The sequence below is a fragment of the Nostoc sp. CENA543 genome (genome assembly GCF_002896875.1).
GTDB lineage: Bacteria > Cyanobacteriota > Cyanobacteriia > Cyanobacteriales > Nostocaceae > Trichormus.
In genome coordinates this window covers 3,139,347-3,153,655 of the sequence record NZ_CP023278.1, presented here as the reverse complement: position 1 = coordinate 3,153,655, position 14,309 = coordinate 3,139,347, and the positions used below count along the sequence as shown (strand labels likewise).

The following is a 14,309-nucleotide window of genomic DNA, read 5'->3' as shown; positions in this document are numbered from 1 at the left end:
TTTTTATGAAGTGTCCAAAATGTCAAACTGAAAATCGCCAAGATTCAAAGTTTTGTATCAATTGTGGTGAGTCACTGACAAGTCCTGCTCCTATTGATGATGGTATCCGTAGACCTTCATTAGCCAGCAAAAGATATGCTCAAGGAAAAAATCCCATCCTTGCGGCAATTCTTTGCTTGTTAATTACAGGACTTGGACAAGTCTACAATGGTGATTATTTAAAAGCATTGGTTATGTTCTTGGGGGCAGTGATTTTATTTGCGCCTACTGCGGGTATAGGCTCTTTTCTTATGCTGATTTGGTCAGTTATTGATGCTTACCAAGTTGCTAAAGGTAATCAAAGTTTATGGAAATAATCAAGATAGAAGGACTAAGTCCTCTTGAGTATGAACATCCTTTCGATAAGAAAGCACTCGATACTTTAGCAAAAACACCTGGGTTGGATTTTGTAGTTAATAAATTTTATAGTCTTGGACTATCAAAGTTGTTGCAATTGCAGTTAGTTGGCAACAGCATGAAAATTACTCCTAGCAGTCTTCCTGATATTTATGAAATATTAGAAGATGCTTGTGAGACTTTAAACTTAAAGACAATGCCAGAATTTTATGTGCGGCATGATCGCACATCTGATATTAATTTTCAGGGAATCACTGTAGGAGTAGAGCATCCAATAGTTATTATTAGTACGGAATGTATAGATAGTTTTTCCAGACAGGAATTGTTGTTTGTCATCGGTTGTGAGATAGGTCGTATTAAGAGCCAGCATATTTTCTACAAGGAAATTGCTTATTTACTTCCCATCGTTAGTGAATTTGTCACAAGTGCAGTTGCAGTAGATTTTACTAAACCTCTAACGTCGGGAATTGAATTAGCATTATTACAGTGGTCTAGATGGTCAGAGTTGACTGTTGATCGTGCAGGACTGCTGGCCTGTCAGGATTTAACTGTGGCAATGACAGTTATGGCAAAAATGGCAGGCTTACCTAAAAAGTATTTTAACTCTTTTGATGTTGATGACTTTGTAACACAGGCAAGAGAATATGAAGGATTTGGAGATACAACCTATACAAAATTTCTGAAAATGTTCAACTTAATGTTTAAAAGCCAAGCTTTCATTCTTTCGCGTGCAAATGAACTGATAAAATGGGTTGACTCTGGAGAATACCAAGCAGTGCTAGAGCGTAAGACAAGATTGAAGCCAGTACCAACACCTAGTTTTTGTCGTCACTGTGGATTCAAGCTTGAGCTTTCCACTGTCTTTTGCCCAAATTGTGGTCGGCAAACTTCTCCTTAACATCTAAATTTTTTCATATTGGGATAATACATAAGCTGGCTTGTATTTAATTATACAGAAATAGGTCTAATGTTCAAACTCATTAATTATTAAATGAGCGCGTTTTAAATGATAAAAAAATTTGGGGTGTAATTTTTAGTTTCAAAAAATGAAACCATCCTCAAGTTTAACGATACAACTGTCAAAGTAGAAACATCGAAAGTGTATCGAGCTACCCCATAAAGTTATCAATGGCGAGTAGCTAATATCACTAATTTTGAATGTCTATACAAACTTTGAGAGGAGTGTCAATCTGATGTCTCAAATTGCTTTATTGAATTCTAAGTTGCGTGCTAGAAAACTTTTTGCCACTCTACCATTAGTGTTGCTGGTATTTTTGACTGCAACACAGCCGGGAATGGCGCAAGAAAAAGAAAAAGTCTGGCGGACTCTGACTGTGACAGGACGAGGTGAAGAATCAATCCCCACCTCTATTTCCGAAATTAACCTGGGGGTAGAAATTCAAGGAAAAACAGCACAGGAAGTACAAAAAGAAGCAGCTCGTCGGTCATCGGCGGTGGTAGATTTCTTAAAAAGTCGCAATGTAGAAAAATTACAAACTACAGGAATTCGCCTCAACCCAGTTTATAGTTACAACAACAATGTACAGCGCATTAGTGGATATGCTGCGAGTAATACCGTCAGCTTCCGTGTCGCCACAGAAAAAGCTGGAACAATTTTGGATGAAGCCGTCAAAGCTGGTGCTACCCAAATTAATAGTATTAGTTTTGTCGCTACCGATGAAGCGATCGCCTCTGCTAGACAACAAGCTTTAAAGGAAGCCACTCAAGACGCACAAAAGCAAGCTGAAGCTGTATTTAATTCTCTTGGCATTCAGTCTAAAGAGGTGGTTAGTATTCAAGTGAATGGTGCAAGTGCGCCGCCACCCCCAATGTTATATCGTGCAGAAGCATCTAAAGCAGTTGTTGGCGACATGGCCATTGCTACTCCTGTAGTGGCTGGTGAGCAACAAGTGGAAGCCACAGTAACATTGCAAATTAGTTATTAGTCAATAGTCAATAGTCAATAGTCAATAGTCAATAGTCAATAGTCAATAGTCTGGACTATTGACTGTTGACTCCTGTTTAAAAATTTTCTGGGGAATAGTCACCGTTTGCTTCGCTATCGCGTTTGGAATCTAAAAACTCCCACTGATCCACTAGGATAACTGGTGTAGAACGGAGTTGCCCACTTTGGCGATCATTCCAGGTGTCAAATTTCAAAGAACCTTTAACTGCAATTAGTCTACCCTTACGCACATAGTTACCTGCTGCTTCTGCTTGTTTATTCCATATTTCTAGAGTGAACCAGTCTGGTTTGTCATTACGCGATCGTCGGTTCACCGCTAATGTTAATTTGCAAACAATCTTACCAGAGTCGAAAAACTTCATATCTGGATCACCACCTACCCGACCGACTAGAGTGACAATATTAATACTCATGTGCTTTACCTTTTAGTACAGAGGTACTTATGTATTTTGACTCCTATAATAGCCAATTGTGAACCTATTGAAAAACTGTGACTCGCTTCATCTCAAGTTCCAGTATAAAAATAAGCAGAATCACCTGAAGAAAATGAAAAAATATACGGATATACTGAACTAGTCACAGGATAGGAAATAGGTAGCCTTGATGAAGCAAGTTTGTCAGCTTTGTATGAAATAGGGATTGGGGACTGGGGACTGGGGACTGGGGACTGGGATTTTTACTCACCACTCACTACTCAGCACCGGCTAAACGCCCCGCTTCCGCTAACAGCACTTTAGGCTAATTACCCCAAGTGATTACAAAACAGCCTATCAGGCTGGACTCTGACACGAAAACATAATAGAATCCAGCACGATTTACTTTATTCTCATTAACAGTTGTAGTCTAGAATTATCGCAAATTAGGGGGCGTAGACACGCGTGGGTTTGTTCAGGAACTTTCGCTCATCGTGGGATATGGGTATCGACCTCGGTACAGCCAATACCCTCGTTTATGTATCAGGTAAAGGTATTGTACTGCAAGAACCTTCTGTAGTAGCGATCGATCAAAACGAAAAGGTGGCTCTTGCAGTAGGAGAAGAAGCAAAAAAAATGCTCGGACGGACACCAGGTAATGTGATTGCCTTACGGCCTTTACGTGATGGTGTAATTGCTGATTTTGACACCGCAGAGTTAATGCTGAAAAGCTTCATTCAGCGAGTCAATGAAGGTAGGTCTTTGATATTACCTCGGATTGTCATCGGTATACCTAGTGGTGTCACAGGTGTAGAAAGACGAGCTGTCATGGATGCAGCTGCGCAAGCTGGAGCCAGAGAAGTTTATTTAATCGATGAACCAGTAGCAGCAGCCATTGGTGCAGGACTTCCTGTCGCTGAACCCACTGGCAATATGATTATTGATATTGGCGGCGGAACCACAGAAGTAGCTGTGCTGAGTTTGCAAGGAACTGTGTTAAGTGAATCAGTACGCATTGCTGGTGATGAATTAACCGAATCCATCATCATGTATCTCAAAAAAGTACATAACCTAGTCATTGGTGAACGCACTGCGGAAGACATTAAAATTCGCATTGGTTCTGCTTACCCCACCCATGATGATGAAAACGCCATCATGGAAGTCCGGGGTTTACACTTGCTGTCTGGTTTACCTAGAACAGTTACCATCAAAGGGCCAGAAATTCGGGAAAGTATGTTAGAACCGCTATCTGTGATTATTGAAGCGGTGAAGCGGACTTTAGAACGTACACCCCCAGAATTGGCAGCAGACATCATCGATAGAGGCATTATGCTCGCTGGTGGCGGTGCTTTACTCAAAGGGATAGACACCTTAATTAGCCACGAAACAGGAATTGTGACTCATATTGCGGCTGATCCTCTTAGCTGCGTTGTGTTAGGAACGGGACGTGTGCTAGAAAACTTCAAACAGTTAGAAAGGGTGTTTAGCGGCCGCTCTCGCAATATGTAATCAAAAAAATTTGGATATTGGGTTCTATTTGACTGTAATTTGGGTTTTATATAAATAGAATCCAGTATCTTTTAATTTATAGAAATAGGTTTATAGATGGTTACTGTACGTCGTTGGTGGGAGCGCAAAACCCTACATTTAAGTTTAGTCGCCTTAGCTTTGGGCGGTGCTTGGATACTACGCCAAACTCAAGGAGAATTTTTACTGGAAGTATACCAAGCAATTACTCGTCCTTTGCAAATGTTGCCGGCAGGGATAAGTCCTGAAGAACGCCAAGAAGAATTACTCAAAAATGCGCGTTTTTTGGAGTTACAAGCCAAAATTACTGAGCTAGAAAGTCAAAATCAAAAACTGCAAGACTTACTAGGCTACGTTCAAAAAGAGCCAGTTTCCTCACGACCAATTCCCGCTAGGGTAATCGGACGCAGTGCAGATCATTGGTGGCAACAAGTAACCATTAACCGTGGCTCAAATGCTGGCATTCGTGAAGGTTATGTGGTCAAATCTGAAGGTGGATTAGTTGGTTTAGTGGAAAGCGTCACCCCTAACACCAGTCGCATCTTGTTAATTAGTGATATCAAAAGCCAAGTTGGTGTGACTGTTAGCCGTACTTCTGCCAAGGGTGTATTAAGGGGAGATTCTTCTGCGGAAGGGGTATTGGAATTTTATGAGAAAGTCCCAAATGTGAAGGTGGGAGATGTAGTTTCTACATCTATGTACAGTCAGAAATTCCCCGCAGGTTTTGCTGTAGGACGAATCAAGTCGCTAGATTTGAAAAAACTTCCCGCTTCTGTAGCTAAAGTAGAACTTTTTCCCGCCCTGAGTTCGCTAGATTGGGTCGCTGTCTATCCCAACGCTAAAAATCCAGAGTCAGAAACTCAGCAATCAGCGAAAACAGAAAAGAGTCAATAGTCAACAGTCAATAGTCCACAGTCAACAGTCACTCAAAATGGTGAAGATACCTTCATTTGGTGGTAAGTCTAAACCGCCAGAACGCCGCCGCACTAGAAGGAAAACTTTGGCGGATTTGCATCCAGCTTGGTTACAGGTAATGAATTGGGGCATCATAGTTGGCTCTGTGCTTTTATGTTTGCTTTTATTACCTACCCGCTTTCCAGGTACGGAATTATTGGGAATTGGGCCGAATTGGCTATTAATTTGGGTTGTTGCTTGGAGTGTCAAGCGGTCTTTCTGGTCGGGAACTTTAGCAGGAATTATCTTAGGTTTACTGCAAGATGCGATAACTTCACCCCATCCATCTCATGCAATTACATTGGGGTTAGTAGGATTTCTCACAGCCATATTGCAAAAGCAACGTTTTATTCAAGAAGATTTTATCTCTATTGCTTTGATTGTCTTTGTGATGGCAGTTGTATCAGAAACCTTATTTGGATTTTTACTAGGTTTAGGAAGCGATCGCCTAGCCAAAGATTTCATTTGGGCGTACTATCAACGTGTCACCCTAGCCTCCGCCATTCTCAGCAGCCTATGGGCCCCTGTCTTGTATTACCCGCTTAACCTGTGGTGGGAAAAAATGAAAGTTAGTTATTAGTCAATAGTCATTAGTCATTAGTCATTAGTCAATAGTCATTAGTCATTAGGGAACAGGGAACAGGGAACAGGGAACAGGGAACGGCTTTTCTCATCTCCTACCTTGTCTACCTTGTCTACCTTGTCCCCAATCCCCAATCCCCAGTCCCCAATCCCATTCCCCAAAATCGTACTGTTTAGGTATCGCTATTGAAACAGTTAGCGTGCAGAATATTTACAGTATTGCCCAAGATTTATGGATAACTTGCCAGTGGTTGCTCAAGGGGATGCCTCTCTATCAAATAATACTCATGATCATGAGTTTTTAGTGCGATCGCCAAATGATTCTCATTCACAAACACCACAGTCTGTAGGTAGTGAATTTGACCGGGCGATGATGCGGCGTTGTTTGGAACTTGCCCGTCGTGCTTTGGGACGCACTTCACCAAATCCGTTAGTAGGGGCAGTAATTGTTAAAAATGGCACAATTGTTGGGGAAGGTTTTCACCCCCGTGCTGGTGAACCTCATGCAGAAGTTTTTGCTCTTAGAGCCGCCGGAGATTTAGCCCGTGGTGCTACCGTCTACGTCAGTCTCGAACCTTGTAACCACTATGGCCGGACTCCCCCTTGTTCTAAAGCCTTAGTGGCTGCTGGTGTGGCTAAGGTGGTAGTGGGAATGGTTGATCCTAACCCGTTAGTAGCTGGTGGTGGAATTAACACGTTACGGGCGGCAGGAATAGAGGTTTTGGTAGGTGTAGAATCGGAAGCTTGTCAACAACTGAATGAAGGTTTTGTGCATCGCATTCTGCACAAACGCCCTCTAGGAATTTTAAAATACGCCATGACTTTAGATGGCAAAATCGCTACTAATTCCGGTCATAGTGCTTGGGTAACAAACCAAACCGCCCGTAGCGAAGTACACCAACTGCGGGCTGCTTGTGATGCGGTGATTGTTGGTGGTAATACTGTGCGCCAAGATAATCCTTATCTGACTAGCCATCAAGTAGAGGCGCATAATCCCCTGCGGGTGGTAATGAGTCGTTCTCTGAATTTACCTACTGATGCTCATTTGTGGGACATCACAGAAGCACCTACTCTGGTACTCACCCAAGTCGGTGCTAATCCAGATTTCCAAAAATTCTTACAACAAAAAGGAGTAGAGGTATTAGAGTTACCTTCTCTCACACCACAAGCAACCATAGAGTATTTATATGAACGAGGTTTTTGTAGTGTGTTGTGGGAATGTGGCGGGACTTTAGCCGCAAAAGCTATATCTGAAGGTGCAGTGCAGAAAATCTTAGCTTTTATCGCTCCCAAAATTATTGGTGGTAATCATGCGCCTACACCTGTAGGTGACTTGGGTTTAACCAATATGACAGAAGCCTTAATTTTAGAGCGTGTGCGTTGGCGTGTCATTGATGGTGATTGTTTAGTAGAAGGTTATTTACCACAAAAACACTAACCAATGTGAAATTTTGAACTTCGTTTTCAGCGACTCAATTGAGCAACTGGCAATTTTTTTGAGAGTTGCAGGAGTTATCCAATTTTAGATTTTGGATTTTGGATTTTGGATTGAAAACCGATATTCAGAGGCTGTTCCAGAAACTTGTAACAATACTACCTATCCCAATTTGGTATTAAACTATCCGATTTTTGCTGACGCAGTGATGGGATATCATTTTCATGGGAATTATCCGAAAATCTCCAAACAGCATCCCCCCTGGGTGCAGTCTACCTCACACGATTTTCTATCTAATTCCCTTAAACTATGGACGAAATTATAGTTCATCTGTTACTATAAACACTGTCTTTCGTAAGCAATATCACGTATCAAAGATAGCCGAGATTGGATATAATCAATCAGGCAATCAGTTTCACTCGGCTCTAATAATGCTTGGGCTGTAGTCTGGTGTGTCAACCATTGCACTAAGCTAGCATCATCCATCTGCAAAAGAGTTTTGGTGTGAGAGTTTTCAATCACAGCCCACAGTTGACGCAGAATTTTAGGAGTCATTAGACCTCAATATTTAACATTCAGCTCAGTTGTTTTCAGATTACACAATTACAGCAACAGATCACGAATTAAAGTACAAGCTGAGACAAGTATTATCAAAAACTTAATATAGAGATTTAAAACTTGATTAAGTTTAAGAATGTAGGCACCACATTCAATTATTAACAAAAGTTAAAATCAAGTTTATTTCTGGGTTTGTAATTAAATGAGCAAGGAAGACGATTCAAAACATTAACACCATAATGCACATTTACCTGAAATGTACTCAGAAAAAATACTTGTTATCAGAAGCTCAATAACTGATTGATTTAAGGAAATTCTAGCATTTCTGTGCAGAAAATGGATAATTGGTATTATTTTGCAAATATTAAAAACTAGGGGTGTAAGGGTGTGGAGGTATCAGGGTATAAGGGAAGGAGAAGTAATGAATTTTAATAATTCAACAAGAAAGATAATACTGAAAAACCTTCCTAATATACATTTCAATCCGAAAATTCAGGACTTTTACAACTAGAATGTACAGTAGTAACCCCATATTCGAGATAATAGTGCATTGACCTATCGCTAACGCACTATGAAACGTGGGTGTTTTTTAATGAGAGTTTACTGAGTACAACTCAACATAAATCAGTCTTCGTACTCTACCCAACTATTAGGTGTCTCAGAAACATGGACTTTGAGTTGTGTTTCTGGCGGTAATTTCTTCTTAGTTTCATCATAGATATACTTAGCGATCATTTCCGCAGTTGTTTCATATTCAGGAGGCATAATTTCATTAAGAACACCATGATCAAGCCCTCCTTTTGTAGAATCTTGCTTTGCCCAGCGTAAAGTTCTAAAATCGGCTACCATCACCGGATGTGGGCAATATTGTGAAGCGTGTAGTTGTGTAGATGTAACTTCAATACGAACTTGATAATTATGTCCGTGCATCCGGCCACAGGGGCCGTTGTAATCTTTAATGTAGTGAGCAGCATTAAAGGTAAATTCTGTGACAACTTTCCATTTAGGCATTTGAATATAACCTCACAATTGCTTATTAAATTCAGCACTATATTTATCTATATTATGAGAGTGAATAATCATGTATTTACACTTATTACTTAATACTTGATTAAATCCTCTAGATGATGAGGGTGTTTATAAAGTTTGTATTATATGTATTTAAATGAACATATACTCAAGCATTAAGATATTGTTGAGGTTTATTCACTCTCCTGAATTTAGATTACTTTCCAATATCCAAATTCCATGAGAAGTTTAATCGGAATAACAACAATTCAACAAAAAGATATAGCATATACTGAGCATCGACCTTAGCAGTCCCCAGGTGGACGATTGATTGTTGTGCAACCAGTAGACTTTACGACTCTGACAGCCGCTTGTAGCGAACTCCGCACACACTGGCTACCTTCACGTTTAGAGCAAGTGTATCAGCGCGATCGCTATACTATTGCTATAGCTCTCCGTACTCTCAAAACTAGAGGTTGGCTAGAAGTATCTTGGCATCCTCAAGCTGCACATATTTGTATTGGTAGTCCGCCACCACGCACTCCCGATACTTTTACCTTTAGCCAACAGTTAATACATCAGTTGGGTGGTTTAGCTTTGGTAGCCATTGAAGCGATCGCACCTTGGGAAAGGGTGATAGACTTACAATTTGCCCGTCGTCCTGGTGAGGAAGCACTATATCATCTCTATGCGGAGATTATGGGCAAATATAGCAATGTCATCCTCACGGAAGCTAATAATCTCATCATCACTGCTGCTCATCAAGTCAGTCAGCAGCAGTCTAGTGTTCGTCCCATCCAAACAGGACAAATCTATGAAACACCACCCAAACTGACGGGAACTGTTCCTAGTTTGAGTGAATCCCCGACACGTTGGCAAGAAAGGGTGAGTTTAGTCCCAGGGGCGATAAAAAAGCAGTTACTCAAAAGTTACAGTGGTTTGAGTGCGGCTTTAGTTGAGTCGATGTTGCTGGCGGCGCATATTGCACCAGATACCAACACCGACACCCTGACATCAGAAGATTGGCAAAGATTGTGGGAAAAGTGGCAGTTATGGCTGCAAACTTTAGACAACGGTAATTTTCAGCCTGCTTGGACTCCCAATGGTTACACGGTGATGGGTTGGGGTGGAATTGCACCAGTTCAAGATATTCAGACGTTAATTAATGAATATTACACAGGACAACTGAATCAGCAGATATTTACGCAATTGCGCCATCAATTGAGCCAAAAGTTGAGTAATATTTTAGGTAAATTGCGGAATAAAGCGCAGACATTTAGCGATCGCCTGCAACAATCAGATCAAGCTGATGATTATCGTCAAAAGGCTGATTTATTGATGGCGCATTTGCACGAATGGCAACCAGGGATGAAAACCATTACCCTGCAAGACTTTGAGACTGGTGAACCTGTAGCGATCGCCCTTCAGCCAGATAAAAACGCTGTTCAAAATGCCCAAAATCTCTATAAACAACACCAAAAACTTAAACGCGCCCGTATCGCTGTAGAACCATTACTCAAAGATGTCCAAGCAGAAATTGATTATTTAGAACAAGTTGAAGCCGCAATTTCTCAGATAGAAAATTATCAAACTGCTGAAGATTTACAAGCTTTGGAAGAAATTCGCGATGAATTAATTGGACAAAAATATTTAGAAGAATTAGATTATCGTCGTCGGAGTAATGATAGTCCCAGTATCAACTTTCGTAACTATTCCACACCCAATGGTTTTCAAGTTTTAATTGGTCGTAATAATAGCCAAAATGACCAATTAACTTTTCGCGTAGCAGGCGATTATGATTTATGGTTTCATGCTCAAGAAATTCCTGGTAGTCATGTTTTATTGCGTTTAGAACCTGGTGCTGTTCCAGATACCACAGATTTACAATTCGTCGCCAACCTGGCAGCTTATTACAGTCGCGCCCGTCAAAGTGACCAAGTAGCGGTAGTTTACACCGAGCCGAAACACGTTTACAAACCCAAAGGTGCAAAACCAGGAATTGCTATTTACAAACAAGAACGGATTATTTGGGGAAAACCCCAGATGGTGGAATAATATCGGTATCATCTACTGATTGGAGATTGTCATGGTAACTCAAACCAATCCTCCGCAAAATGTGATTGATTGTTTGCAGATTATTTTAGATGCGATCGCTACGGGAAATTATGAGCTTTTTCTCAGCGTTGGTAATGCAGACTACAAAGCGGGTATTACCAAGGAAATGTTTGACTCAGTTAGTTCCCACCTTTCTCCACGGATGTCTGAGGGTTATACAACTACTTACTTTGGTCAACTTAAACAACGGGAATATCAAACCTATTTGTGGAAACTAAGTTTTGCTGATGCGGGAGATGAGTTTGTCATACGGATGGCTGTTAATGAAGACAAAGTTGCTGGAATTTCGATTACTTAATTTATTTTTATTCTGGTTAGACGCGATTGATCGCGTCTTTACGTCAGGGTTTTAGAGTTATCTGAACTGGATGGAGTGATCAGCAAGAGCAACAGCCACACTCAACAAATTTCAACTCTTTAACCAGTTCTCAGTCTCTAGTCAATCACTTCTGTAATCTCAGATCAATCACAGAGGCATTAAAGTTGTAATTAAAACCTTCTAACTCAAAAGGCATACCAATTTTCACCTTACTGTTACCTAAAACTGGCCCATCTTTGGTAACTTCTGCTTGACCTTCTAAAGTCAAAAGCATATCTGTACTAAAGTTATTTTTTCTCGGATCAGCTAACTCTTTAACTGAACCATCTGGTTGACCTACTGTTAAAGTTCTAGGTAACACTTGTACAGATTTAATCCCAATCTCACCGTAAGGTTGATTACGAATAATAACTTTAGTTTTGCCACCTGGTTTGAAACCTTGGTCAGATAACTGCTGAGGATCACGCACATTCAATCCCCGAACAACTAAATCTACCTCTATCGGCGTTTTTTTCGCTCCTACTTGAGCAATTGATCCACCAGTCCCCGGAAAAACAAAAATCCCAAATATTACTAACAGAATAACTAACCCAGCAAATAGGTCAAGTATATTGATTTTGCCAAACAAGCGACCTTTGGAATCTAAAATAGCCATAATATATTCTTCCAGAGCAGATTCAAGTAATTGATTTTAGCAACAAGTTTGATAATAGGGGCATGGGGCATTGGGAATTGGGCATGGGGCATTGGGTTAAAGTTGCCTCTTGTTCCTCTCTTTCCCTGCTTTTCACCTTGGGTCTTGAGGGATATTAAGGGGTTGGCCGTTGCGGTCATATACAGCAATATCCCACTGACCGTTATTACTAAATTCAAAGGCAATTGTAGTACCATCAGCATTAATTGTGGGATTACGGACTTCGGCTTGCAGATTAGCTGTTAGATTACGTGATTGACGTGTTTCGCGGTCATAGAGAAAAATTGCCGATCGCCCCTGACGACTAGCAGCAAATACAATATAACGAGCATCTTCGGAAACGCTGGGATGAGATGCAATGGTATCAAAGGCATTTAAACCCGGTAAATCCATTAAATTGCGTGTCAGAGTGTCAAATAAATAAACATCTTGACTACCCCGGCGATCGCTAGTAAACACAATATACCTTCCCGAACTTTGCGGGCTAAGTTCCGATGCCAGACTATTAAGACTCCTTCCCCCAGGATCAAACGGATAATTCACCAATCGAGGATAACCAAAACACCCCGTTAACAATCCTGCACAAGTAAATATAGGAATAAGAGTAGTAGGTTTAGTCATTAGTCAATAGTCAATAGTCAACAGTCAATAGTCATTAGTCAGCACCGGCTAAACGCCGCGCTACCGCTAACAGCACTCATTACTCATTACTCCTCCCTTGTCCCATGCCCAATGCCCAATTCCCATATCTACTGCGGTGGCTCAACGGTTGCACCATTGGGAATATCTAATTCAATAGTCGGCCCCCGATCTAGGACTTCAATGTCCCACTGACCACGGGCTGCTGTTTCAAAGACAATATACCGCCCATCGGGGCTGATAGCCGGTTTTCTGACCCAACCGCGATAAGTTGGGGTGACAACTTGTGATTGTTGTGTAGCGCGATCGTACAGTGCTACTACTGGTCTACCTTGGTCACTGGTTAAGTAAGCAATGTAACGTCCTGTGTAGCTGAGGCTGGGACTTTCGATAATTGTCTCTCGCCGATTTAACCCTGGCAGAGAAATGAAACTCTGTTGTCGCAAATCGTACACAAGCAACTGATGAGTATTATTACGATGGGAAATAAACGCTAAAAAGCGACCATTACCACTTAAGGCTGGTTGCTCTTCTGTGTAGCGACTATTGAGGGAAGTAGGCCCAAGGGGTAGATCACCAGAGCCACAAGAGGCTAACAAACTTGTAAAACCAAAAATTAGGCTCCAATAAATTGGTTTTTGAAGCCAGAACTGAGAAGTAAATTTTTTCACCTCAGATATTTACTTGTTGCTGTCGCTTATCAGCTTACATCTATCACGGCTGATTTATATGTCATCGTAATCTGTAGATTTATCAGAGTTAGTCTCTGATTCGTCTATGGGTTTATACGGTACATAATCAGTTGGGATAGCTTCATCATCTTCTATCGGTCGGCGGGATATGCTATCAGCAGGTGGACGGCGTTTTCTTGGTCTGGAGGGTGGTGTATCCTCGCTTACCTCTGGACGCGGAGAATTGTTATTACCCCGTCGGGAAGTTCTTCTGGTTTCCCTACTAGAACTTTCCCAATCATCAGTTTCTCTAGTGGGCGAAGTACCCCAATCTTCTTGGTCGTATCTTTCCGTAGTCCGAGGCGATGGACGGGTGGAACGACTGCGGGATGATCTATCTGTTGATTCTGGGCGATCGCTACTGCTGCGGCGATCGCGGCGTGGGGTTGGCTCATCGTAATAATCATCCCGTGAGGAGCGATCGTCCCTACCAGGACGAATGCGGGGACGTACGGGACGTTCTTCTTCTTCTTCCTCTTGATACGGTAGTGGCTCATAATCGTCTTCCACTTCCGCTTCATAACCACCGCGTCTGCGCTTATAGGAATAGTCCCGGCTAACTTCCCTCTCATCTACAATCGGCGTATTGCGTTTAGCTTGTTGAGTAGCAATACTCCGCAACCGAATACTTTCAACAGCAAAAAATACCGTTGTCCCCACTAACAGCAGTTGACCAAATTGCAAAATCGGGTCTAAACGCCATCCTTGGAAAATTAAAATGAAGCCGCATAGCAAGCCTACAGCCGCAAAAAATATATCTTGATCTCTAGACAGTTCTGGACGCACAGTCCGGAGAAAATATAGTGCAGCCCCAGCTACAGCCAGGAAAATTCCTAAAAATGTGGCTGGAGTAGACCCTACATTTATCTGAGCCAGAACACTGGCTGAGTTCAGCCCAAAATTTAGCATTGTTCTTTTCCTAATATCAAATCTATGTTAACGAGCCACACTTAAAACTACTACTCTAAGCAA

At 41.5% G+C, this 14,309-nt stretch carries 16 protein-coding genes; 9 read left to right on the top strand and 7 right to left on the bottom strand.

Features of this window, described 5'->3' with window-relative positions; genetic code table 11:
* Positions 1-5: 5 nt before the first annotated feature.
* The 3 genes from CLI64_RS12980 (at position 6) to CLI64_RS12970 (ending at position 2,342) form a co-directional block, all read left to right on the top strand.
* Positions 6-356, top strand: a complete 351-nt coding sequence (locus tag CLI64_RS12980; RefSeq protein WP_103137621.1) for a zinc-ribbon domain-containing protein — start codon at positions 6-8, stop codon at positions 354-356.
* Complete coding sequence (locus CLI64_RS12975; protein ID WP_103137620.1) at positions 347-1,294, top strand: M48 family metallopeptidase; 948 nt, start codon at positions 347-349, stop codon at positions 1,292-1,294. Before CLI64_RS12980 ends, CLI64_RS12975 begins: the two co-directional genes overlap by 10 nt.
* A 295-nt stretch (positions 1,295-1,589) precedes the next feature.
* Positions 1,590-2,342, top strand: a complete 753-nt coding sequence (locus tag CLI64_RS12970) for an SIMPL domain-containing protein (RefSeq protein ID WP_103137619.1) — start codon at positions 1,590-1,592, stop codon at positions 2,340-2,342.
* Positions 2,343-2,418: 76 nt separating this feature from the next.
* Here CLI64_RS12970 and CLI64_RS12965 read toward each other — a convergent pair whose 3' ends face one another.
* A complete protein-coding gene (locus CLI64_RS12965; RefSeq protein WP_103137618.1) occupies positions 2,419-2,775 on the bottom strand; it encodes a single-stranded DNA-binding protein in 357 nt (118 codons plus the stop codon).
* 501 nt (positions 2,776-3,276) lie between these two features.
* Here CLI64_RS12965 and CLI64_RS12960 point away from each other — a divergent pair.
* The 4 genes from CLI64_RS12960 to ribD all read left to right on the top strand — a co-directional run bounded on the left by CLI64_RS12960 (position 3,277) and on the right by ribD (position 7,276).
* A complete protein-coding gene (locus CLI64_RS12960) occupies positions 3,277-4,284 on the top strand; it encodes a rod shape-determining protein (RefSeq protein ID WP_103137617.1) in 1,008 nt (335 codons plus the stop codon).
* A 96-nt stretch (positions 4,285-4,380) separates the two neighbouring features.
* Entirely contained in the window at positions 4,381-5,196 is an 816-nt protein-coding gene (gene mreC / locus CLI64_RS12955) for a rod shape-determining protein MreC (RefSeq protein ID WP_103137616.1), read from the top strand.
* 40 nt (positions 5,197-5,236) lie between these two features.
* On the top strand, positions 5,237-5,836 hold the full coding sequence (gene mreD, locus CLI64_RS12950; protein WP_225977610.1) for a rod shape-determining protein MreD: 600 nt from the start codon (positions 5,237-5,239) through the stop codon (positions 5,834-5,836).
* Between the two features lie 234 nt (positions 5,837-6,070).
* Complete coding sequence (ribD, locus tag CLI64_RS12945; RefSeq protein ID WP_103137614.1) at positions 6,071-7,276, top strand: bifunctional diaminohydroxyphosphoribosylaminopyrimidine deaminase/5-amino-6-(5-phosphoribosylamino)uracil reductase RibD; 1,206 nt, start codon at positions 6,071-6,073, stop codon at positions 7,274-7,276.
* 333 nt (positions 7,277-7,609) lie between these two features.
* Here ribD and CLI64_RS12940 read toward each other — a convergent pair whose 3' ends face one another.
* Both CLI64_RS12940 and CLI64_RS12935 read right to left on the bottom strand, forming a co-directional pair.
* The gene (locus CLI64_RS12940) at positions 7,610-7,828 is read right to left on the bottom strand and encodes a hypothetical protein (RefSeq protein WP_103137613.1); all 219 of its coding nucleotides are present in this window, start codon (positions 7,826-7,828) and stop codon (positions 7,610-7,612) included.
* A 627-nt stretch (positions 7,829-8,455) separates the two neighbouring features.
* Positions 8,456-8,842 carry a 6-pyruvoyl tetrahydropterin synthase family protein gene (locus CLI64_RS12935; RefSeq protein WP_103137612.1) on the bottom strand — a complete coding sequence of 129 codons (387 nt, stop codon included), beginning with the start codon at positions 8,840-8,842 and terminating at the stop codon, positions 8,456-8,458.
* 333 nt (positions 8,843-9,175) lie between these two features.
* On the opposite strand from CLI64_RS12935, the gene CLI64_RS12930 reads away from it, so the two are divergent.
* Positions 9,176-10,894 carry an NFACT family protein gene (locus tag CLI64_RS12930; RefSeq protein WP_103137611.1) on the top strand — a complete coding sequence of 573 codons (1,719 nt, stop codon included), beginning with the start codon at positions 9,176-9,178 and terminating at the stop codon, positions 10,892-10,894.
* A 31-nt stretch (positions 10,895-10,925) separates the two neighbouring features.
* Positions 10,926-11,252, top strand: coding sequence for a hypothetical protein (locus CLI64_RS12925; RefSeq protein ID WP_103137610.1), 327 nt, complete (start codon positions 10,926-10,928; stop codon positions 11,250-11,252).
* 145 nt (positions 11,253-11,397) lie between these two features.
* Here the strand turns inward: CLI64_RS12925 and CLI64_RS12920 are convergent, their stop codons facing one another.
* The 4 genes from CLI64_RS12920 to CLI64_RS12905 all read right to left on the bottom strand — a co-directional run bounded on the left by CLI64_RS12920 (position 11,398) and on the right by CLI64_RS12905 (position 14,246).
* A complete protein-coding gene (locus tag CLI64_RS12920; RefSeq protein ID WP_103137609.1) occupies positions 11,398-11,928 on the bottom strand; it encodes a DUF4330 domain-containing protein in 531 nt (176 codons plus the stop codon).
* A gap of 132 nt (positions 11,929-12,060) precedes the next feature.
* On the bottom strand, positions 12,061-12,588 hold the full coding sequence (locus CLI64_RS12915) for a TolB family protein (RefSeq protein WP_103137608.1): 528 nt from the start codon (positions 12,586-12,588) through the stop codon (positions 12,061-12,063).
* Between the two features lie 128 nt (positions 12,589-12,716).
* Positions 12,717-13,277, bottom strand: a complete 561-nt coding sequence (locus CLI64_RS12910; RefSeq protein WP_103137607.1) for a TolB family protein — start codon at positions 13,275-13,277, stop codon at positions 12,717-12,719.
* A 54-nt stretch (positions 13,278-13,331) separates the two neighbouring features.
* Positions 13,332-14,246 (bottom strand): Ycf66 family protein, encoded by a 915-nt coding sequence (locus CLI64_RS12905; protein ID WP_103137606.1) that lies wholly within the window; start codon positions 14,244-14,246, stop codon positions 13,332-13,334.
* Positions 14,247-14,309 lie beyond the last annotated feature (63 nt).